At 35.0% G+C, this 8,282-nt stretch carries 7 protein-coding genes; all 7 read left to right on the forward strand.

Annotated elements, in window-relative coordinates; all coding sequences use genetic code 11:
- Window positions 1-576: 16S rRNA (cytosine(1402)-N(4))-methyltransferase RsmH (rsmH, locus tag WC622_RS15940; RefSeq protein ID WP_372820684.1), on the forward strand; the 576-nt coding region annotated here is incomplete at its 5' end.
- The gene (locus tag WC622_RS15945; protein ID WP_372820685.1) at window positions 573-986 is read left to right on the forward strand and encodes an FtsL-like putative cell division protein; all 414 of its coding nucleotides are present in this window, start codon (window positions 573-575) and stop codon (window positions 984-986) included. The genes rsmH and WC622_RS15945, both read left to right, overlap by 4 nt.
- Window positions 983-3,085, forward strand: coding sequence for a penicillin-binding protein (locus tag WC622_RS15950; RefSeq protein WP_372820686.1), 2,103 nt, complete (start codon window positions 983-985; stop codon window positions 3,083-3,085). Before WC622_RS15945 ends, WC622_RS15950 begins: the two co-directional genes overlap by 4 nt.
- Before the next feature lies 1 nt (window position 3,086).
- Entirely contained in the window at window positions 3,087-4,544 is a 1,458-nt protein-coding gene (locus tag WC622_RS15955) for a UDP-N-acetylmuramoyl-L-alanyl-D-glutamate--2,6-diaminopimelate ligase (RefSeq protein ID WP_372820687.1), read from the forward strand.
- Entirely contained in the window at window positions 4,544-5,791 is a 1,248-nt protein-coding gene (gene mraY, locus WC622_RS15960; protein WP_372820688.1) for a phospho-N-acetylmuramoyl-pentapeptide-transferase, read from the forward strand. Before WC622_RS15955 ends, mraY begins: the two co-directional genes overlap by 1 nt.
- Window positions 5,791-7,134 carry a UDP-N-acetylmuramoyl-L-alanine--D-glutamate ligase gene (gene murD / locus WC622_RS15965; protein ID WP_372820689.1) on the forward strand — a complete coding sequence of 448 codons (1,344 nt, stop codon included), beginning with the start codon at window positions 5,791-5,793 and terminating at the stop codon, window positions 7,132-7,134. The genes mraY and murD overlap by 1 nt, the downstream gene beginning before the upstream one ends.
- 1 nt (window position 7,135) lies before the next feature.
- Window positions 7,136-8,282: FtsW/RodA/SpoVE family cell cycle protein (locus tag WC622_RS15970; RefSeq protein WP_372820690.1), on the forward strand; the 1,147-nt coding region annotated here is incomplete at its 3' end.

The raw sequence follows: 8,282 nt of genomic DNA on the forward strand, positions 1-8,282 counted from the left end.
GGTTTTTCAACTCGTTTTGAGGCGGGTTTAGATATGCGCATGGATAAACAACGTCCATTAACTGCTGCGGTAGTTTTGAATACGTATGCAGAAGATAAGTTGCATAAAATTTTCGGGATTTATGGAGAAGTTAAAAATGCAAAATCATTAGCAGGAACGATTGTAACTAGTCGAATAAATCAGCCAATTGCTACACTTGCAGATTTTAAAAGCGTGATCGCAACTCATATTCCAAAGGGAAAAGAGAATAAATACATGGCTCAGGTTTTCCAGGCTTTGCGCATTGAGGTAAATGCTGAAATAGAAGTTTTAGAAAGTTTTTTAGAGCAAAGTGCTGCGGTATTAAATACAGGTGGTCGATTGGTAGTAATGTCTTATCATTCATTGGAAGACAGGCCAGTGAAAAATTTCATTGCTAAAGGAAAATTTAGAGGTGAAGTGGATAAGGATTTCTTTGGTAATGAAGAAAAGCCTTTTAAATCAATTACGCGTAAAGCTGTAATGGCAGACGAAGAAGAGTTGGCAAGGAATAGTCGTGCTAGAAGTGCAAAATTAAGAATTGGAGAAAAAATATGAATAACCAATTCAGAAAAAGAATAGAAGAGCAAGAAGAAGCGCAGGAACAAAAGGAGTTGGAGACTGTCGAAGAGCCTGTAAAAGAGGATGGACCGACAACCGCCTTTTTTAGGAAGTTGTTTACAGAAGGGGTTGTAAGTAAAGAATCGGCAACTGATATGCTTCCATTTTTGATTTTTTTGTGCGTTTTGGGGATGATTTATATTGCTAATAGTCACATGGCCGTAAAAAATATACGCGATATAGATAAGTTAAGTAAAGAGGTTAAAGAATTAAGTTGGGAATATAAGTCGCTAAAAGCGGATTTAATGTTCAAAAGCAAATTAACTGAAGTAGCAAAAAAGGTAGATACACTTGGAATAAAAGAACTGATTGAGCCACCAAAAAAGATCATAATAAACAAAAAATGAACATTAGAGCAAATATTTTACTGCGTGTGTACTTGGCATTTGGGCTGATTGTACTTTTCGCCTTTGCTGTTTTGTTGAGGTTGGGTGATGTGCAGTTTATTCAAGGGCATAAATGGCGGGCTATGGCCGACAGTTTATCAACGAAAGAATTTGATATTGAAGCTGCTCGCGGTAACATTTATTCGAATGATGGCAGTTTGTTGGCAACATCAATTCCCGAATATGAATTGCGTATGGATATGTTGGCTGGTGGGATTCAGGATAAAGAAGTATTTGATAGTAAAGTAGATTCGTTAGCCATGAAATTATCCCAATTTTTTGGAGATAAAAGTGCTAAAGATTATTCTCGTTTCTTACGTAAAGCCAGACAAGATAGTGCTCGTTATGTGCTAATTAAGCGTAAAGTTTCTTATCAAGATTTAAAAGTAATTAGAACTTTTCCATTATACAATATTGGAAAATATACTGGTGGGTTAATGGCAATTCAACAAAATAGACGCATTAAACCTTTTAAAGATTTAGCATCAAGAACAATAGGTTACAAAAATGAAAATGTAAAAAATGGGGTTGGTTTAGAGGGTGCTTATGGTAATTATATTAATGGAGAGAGTGGCAAACGGTTAATGCAAAGAATTAGTGGTGGGGTGTGGATTCCAGTGAATAATGATGCAGAAGTTGCACCAAAAGATGGGGCTGACATTATTTCAACCATTGATATAAACATGCAAGATTTAGCACAAAATGCATTAGAGAAGGGGTTGATTAGAAGTAAGGCGCATCATGGGGCTGTAATTGTTATGGAGGTTGCCACAGGCGAAATTAGAGCGGTGGCTAATTATACAAGAGTAGAAGAAGGTGTATATAAAGAGCAGTTTAACTATGCTATTGCTGGTAATCAAGATCCAGGATCTACTTTCAAATTAGCATCTTACATGGCTTTGTTGGAAGACAAAGTTGTAGATACCAATACAATGGTTGAAACTGGAAATTATAAAGTTCCTGGCTCAAAAAAAATAATTAAAGATTCCCACGGAAGTATTGGTACAGTTACGGTTAAAAAAGCATTCGAGCAATCTTCTAATGCTGCTGTTGCTGAATTAGTAAATAGAGCTTATCACGATAATCAATCGAAATTTACAGATCATTTATATAAATGGCATTTGAATGAAAGAATGGTATTGCAAATTCCAGGTGAGGCAAAACCTTGGATTAAGAATCCAACAAATACTAGCTGGCATAAATTCTTAACCTTGCCACAGATGGCTTATGGTTATGAAATGCAACTAACACCTTTAAAAATGCTTTCTTTTTATAATGCTGTAGCAAATAATGGAAAATACGTAGCTCCAGTTTTTGTAAAAGAAATTAGAAGATTAGGTAATCCAATCGAACAATTTAAAGCAAGAGTAATTAACGAAAAAATATGTTCTGACGTAACCTTAAGTAAAATCAAGAGTATGCTAGAAGGGGTGGTTACTGAAGGAAGTGGAAAGCAAATCGTATATAATCCTTTGTATGAAATTGCAGGTAAAACTGGTACAGCTCAAGTAGCTAATGATGATAAAGGTTATGCCGATAAAAAATACCAAGCTTCATTTGTAGGGTATTTTCCAGCTAAGAAACCTAAATATTCAATGATAGTAGTAATTAATGATCCGAAAGGAGAATATTATGGAGCATTAGTTTCTGGGCCAGTATTTAGAGAAATCGCCGACCGTATTTATGCTGGTGATATAAAAATGTATAGTGGGATTAAACAAAATCTTGTTGGCAATACCAATCCGCCAGAAGCAAAAGCTGGTCAAAGTAAAGCAACAAAAAAGGTATACAATGCATTCGGTATTAAAGCACTTTATGCAGCAAAATCAGATTATTTCAATTCAGTAGATACAAGTAACGGAATTGCATTTCAGGAAAATGTGCCTGTTAAGGGAATCATGCCAAATGTAAATGGCATGGGCTTAAAAGATGCCATGTATTTAATTGGTAATGCAGGTTTAAAAGCCAGAGTAAAAGGTAGTGGTAAAGTGAAAAGCCAATCGATACAACCTGGTAGTAGCATTGGTAAAGGATTAATGGTAGAAATAGAATTACAATAAGATGCAGTTGCAAGATTTATTATATGGTGTAGCGATTAAAAGTTTGACGGGAAAACCTAATCAAGAGGTTGTCACTTTGGCTTTTGATTCCCGTCAGGTAACTGAGAACACTTTATTTTTTGCAGTAAAAGGAACAGTTGTAGATGGTCATGAATATATAGCACAAACCATAATCGCGGGCGCAACTGTAATTATCTGCGAAACTTTACCTGCGGAAATAGCATCAACCGTAACCTATGTTGAAGTAGAAAATTCTTCGATTACTTTAGGGATTGTTGCTAGCAATTTTTACGGAAATCCATCTACAAAACTTAAATTAATCGGTATAACAGGTACAAACGGAAAAACTACGATTGCTACGCTTTTATTCCAGCTATTTCGTGGTTTAGGTTATAGTGTTGGTTTAATTTCTACTGTCCAAAATCATATTAATGAAGATATAATTCCTGCTACGCATACCACACCAAATCCAATAGCTCTAAATTCTTTATTGCAGGATATGGTGAATGCAGATTGTGAATATTGTTTCATGGAAGTAAGTTCTCATGCTGTAGTTCAACATCGCATTGCGGGATTGACTTTTGGAGGCGGAGTATTTTCTAATATTACTCACGATCACTTGGATTTTCATCAGACATTTGATAATTATTTAAAGGCAAAAAAGGAATTTTTCGATCATTTGCCAAAATCTTCATTCGCCTTAACCAATGTTGACGATAAAAATGGGAAAGTGATGTTGCAAAACACAAAGGCGACTAAAAAGACCTATGCTTTAAAGCAAATGGCTGATTTTAAAGCGAAAATAATCGAAAATAAATTTAGCGGATTGAATTTAAACATTGATGATATTGATGTTCATTTTAGAATGGTAGGATCATTTAACGCCTATAATTTGTTAGCCGCCTACGGGACTGCGATTTTGTTAGAGCAAGATAAACTGGAGGTATTAACCATTTTAAGCACATTAAATGGTGCTGAAGGGAGATTTGATTATGCCGTTTCGAAACAAGGGATTATTGGAATAGTAGATTATGCACATACACCGGACGCTGTTCAAAATGTATTAAGTACTGTAGCAAATATTAGAAAGGGAACGGAGCAAGTAATTACAGTTATTGGCTGTGGAGGCGATAGAGATAAAACTAAGCGCCCAATTATGGCACAAGTTGCATGCGATTGGAGTGATAAAGTAATTCTTACATCGGATAACCCGAGAACAGAAGATCCACAAATTATTATTAATGAAATGGAAAAAGGTGTTTCGCCAACTAATCAACGTAAAACCTTAAGCATTTTAGATAGAAAAGAAGCTATTAAAACAGCTTGCCACATTGCAAAACCTGGAGATATTATTCTAGTTGCAGGAAAGGGCCATGAAAAATACCAAGAAATTAATGGTGTTAGACATCATTTTGACGATAAAGAAGTGTTAATAGAACAACTAAACGAAATCAACTAATGTTATATTTATTATTCGAATATCTGCATAAGCACTATGATTTTCCTGGATTAAGGTTGTTCCAATATCTTACTTTCAGAGCTTCATTATCGATTATTTTATCGTTAATTATCACTACAGTTTATGGTCGAAGAATTATAGATTATTTACACCGTAAACAAGTTGGAGAAACCGTTAGAAACCTAGGTTTGGAAGGTCAAATGCAAAAACAAGGTACACCAACAATGGGTGGTATCATGATTTTGTTGGGTATTCTTATTCCAACGTTGTTGTTTGCCAATATTACAAATGTGTATGTTGTTTTAATGATCATTACCACAGTGTGGATGGGTATAATTGGTTTTGTTGATGATTATATTAAAGTTTTCAGAAAAAATAAAGAAGGACTAGCTGGTAGGTTTAAAGTAGTAGGACAAGTTGGTTTGGCCGTTATTGTTGGCTTAACTATGTTTTACAATTCAAATATAGTAGTACGACAAACAGTTGATGAAACGGCCGTTAAAAAGAATGACGCACCAATGATTTTGAGGCAAAAAGGAGAGAAGTTTTATTACACTCAAGATGTAAAATCAACGAAAACCAATGTTCCTTTTTACAAAAATAACGAGTTTGATTATGCTAAAGTACTTAAATTCTTAGGTAAGGATTATGAGAAATATGCAATTATTGTGTTCCTGTTTTTTGTAATCACAATAGTTACGGCTGTATCAAATGGCGCAAATTTAACAGATGGAATTGATGGTCTGGCGACAGGAACATCAGCGATAATTGGAATAACTTTAGGTATTTTGGCCTACGTTTCTGGTAATACAGTAATTGCAGATTACCTCAATATCATGTACATCCCAAACTCTGGAGAGCTCATCATTTTTGCTGGTGCATTTGTAGGAGCTTGTGTAGGATTTCTATGGTATAATTCTTATCCAGCTCAAATTTTTATGGGCGATACTGGAAGTTTAACAATTGGCGGCATCATCGCGGTTTTCGCAATTATGATTCGTAAAGAACTGTTAATTCCGATTTTATGTGGTGTGTTTTTAATCGAAGTATTATCGGTTACGCTACAAGTAAGTTATTTCAAATACACTAAAAAACGTTTTGGCGAAGGAAGAAGAATTTTCTTAATGTCGCCTTTGCATCACCATTATCAGAAAAAAGGATATCATGAAGCAAAAATCGTAACGCGTTTCTGGATTATAGGCATTATGCTGGCAATTATCACTTTCGTAACCTTAAAACTACGCTAATGGAAAGAAAGAGAATTGTAATTCTTGGAGCAGGCGAAAGCGGAGTAGGTGCGGCGAAATTGGCGCAAAAGCATGGTTTTGATGTTTTTGTATCTGATTTTGGTGCTATTGTTGATCGCTATAAATCAGCTTTGCAAGAATTAAAAATCTCTTTTGAAGAAAAACAACATACTAACGAATTGATATTGAATGCAACAGAGGTGATAAAAAGCCCAGGTATACCAACTACAGCCCCAATTGTTAAAGCGTTAGTTAAAAATAATATTCCAGTAATCTCAGAAATTGAGTTTGCTAAAAGATATACCACTGCAAAAACTATTTGTATTACAGGTTCAAATGGTAAATCAACTACCACCATGCTGACCTATCACATTCTTCAAAATGCAGGTGTAAATGTTGGTTTGGGCGGTAATATCGGTCAGAGTTTTGCAGCTCAAGTAAGTGATGCAGAATACGATTGGTACGTCTTAGAAATATCAAGCTTTATGCTGGATGATATGTACGATTTTAAAGCAGATATAGCTGTTTTGTTAAACATTACTCCAGATCATTTAGATCGTTACGATTACAAATTAGAAAAATATGCTGCATCAAAAATGCGCATTGTTCAAAATCAAACTGATAAAGATTTTTTCATTTATTGCGCTGACGATGAAGAAACTCTCAGATCTCTAGAAAAAACTAAAATCAATGCTAAGCAATATCCTTTTTCAATTCGTAAAAAAGTAGCAGAAGGCGCTTATTTAGAAGACCAAACTATACACATCAACACACACCTTAAACAACCATTCACCATGTCAATTTCAGAGTTAGCCTTACAGGGCAAGCACAACATTTACAACTCTATGGCTTCGGGCATAGTAGCCAAAGTTTTAGAGTTACGTAATGAAACCATCCGCGAAAGCATGGGTAACTTTAAAAATATTGAGCATCGTTTGGAGTTTGTTGCCAAAATATCTGACGTGACCTACATCAATGATTCTAAAGCAACGAACGTAAATTCTACTTGGTATGCATTAGAAAGCGTGGGCCCGGATGTGGTTTTAATTATGGGTGGTGTAGATAAAGGAAATGATTATAGCATGCTGAAAGATTTAGTACGTAGTAAAGTTAGCGCCATTGTATGTATGGGCAAAGACAATAAACGCATTCACGAAGCTTTTGAAGATGACGTGGATATTATTGTGAATACATTTTCTGCGGCAGAAGCAGTTCAAGTGGCATATCATTTAGCAAAAAAAGGAAATACAGTATTGTTATCTCCGGCTTGTGCAAGTTTCGATTTATTTAAAAACTACGAAGATAGAGGTAACCAATTTAAAGCAGCAGTAAAAGAATTATAAAATGTTTAATATCAACGCACTTCTAGAAAGAACAAAAGGAGACCGATGGATTTGGTTGATAATTATCATGTTATCACTCATTTCTATTATGGCTGTATATAGCGCAACTGGAGCTATTGCTTATAAAAAAGGAATAACTGTAGAAAAATACTTGCTTTACAAACATGTCATCTTTGTATTATTGGGTATTGCAATGATTTATATTTCGCACTTGTTAGATTATAAGTACTATTCAGGAATTTCTAAAATATTAATGATTGTTACCATCCCGTTACTGTTCTATACGCTAATATTTGGAAGTAGTATTAATGACGCAACTCGTTGGGTAAAAATCCCAGTAATTGGGTTAACTTTTCAAACCTCAGATTTAGCAAAATTAGCACTGATTACCTTTTTGGCAAGAATGTTAACTAGGAAACAAGAGAACATCAAAGACGTTAAAAATTCGTTCGTGCCAATTATGGGTTCTGTTTGTGTGGTTTTTATATTAATCGCTTTAGCCAATTTATCAACTGCACTAATGCTATTCGGCGTAAGTATTTTATTGCTGATTATTGGTCGAATTAGTATTAAACAAATTGCAATAGTTTGTGCTGGGGGGATAGTTTTATTAATGTTTGTGGTTTTTCTAGGCCCTAGAAGGGAAACCTATAAATCACGTATTAATACATTCTTGCATCCAGAAAAACAAACATCTGATAAAAATTACCAAGCAAATCATTCGAAAATTGCTTTGGCAAGTGGTGGGTTATTTGGTAAAGGGCCAGGTAATAGTACTGAGCGTAACTTCTTACCTCACCCATATTCTGATTTTATTTTTGCCATTATTATCGAAGAATATGGAACAGTTGGAGGTTTAGCCATTGTAGTGCTATACCTGGTTTTGCTTTACCGATGTGTACGAATTGTAACACGAAGTCCCAAGGCATTTGGTGCCTTGTTGGCCGCAGGACTGAGTTTTAGTTTAACCATTCAAGCTTTTGCTAATATGGCAGTTGCAGTTGGTTTAGGCCCAGTAACAGGAGTGCCTTTGCCATTAGTAAGCATGGGCGGTACGTCAATGATATTTACAAGTATAGCATTCGGTATTATTTTAAGTGTAAGCCGAGATGTAGAAGAACATAGTAGTAAAAAAGAAAAAATTATTG

The organism is Pedobacter sp. (genome assembly GCF_041662865.1).
Lineage (GTDB): Bacteria > Bacteroidota > Bacteroidia > Sphingobacteriales > Sphingobacteriaceae > Pedobacter.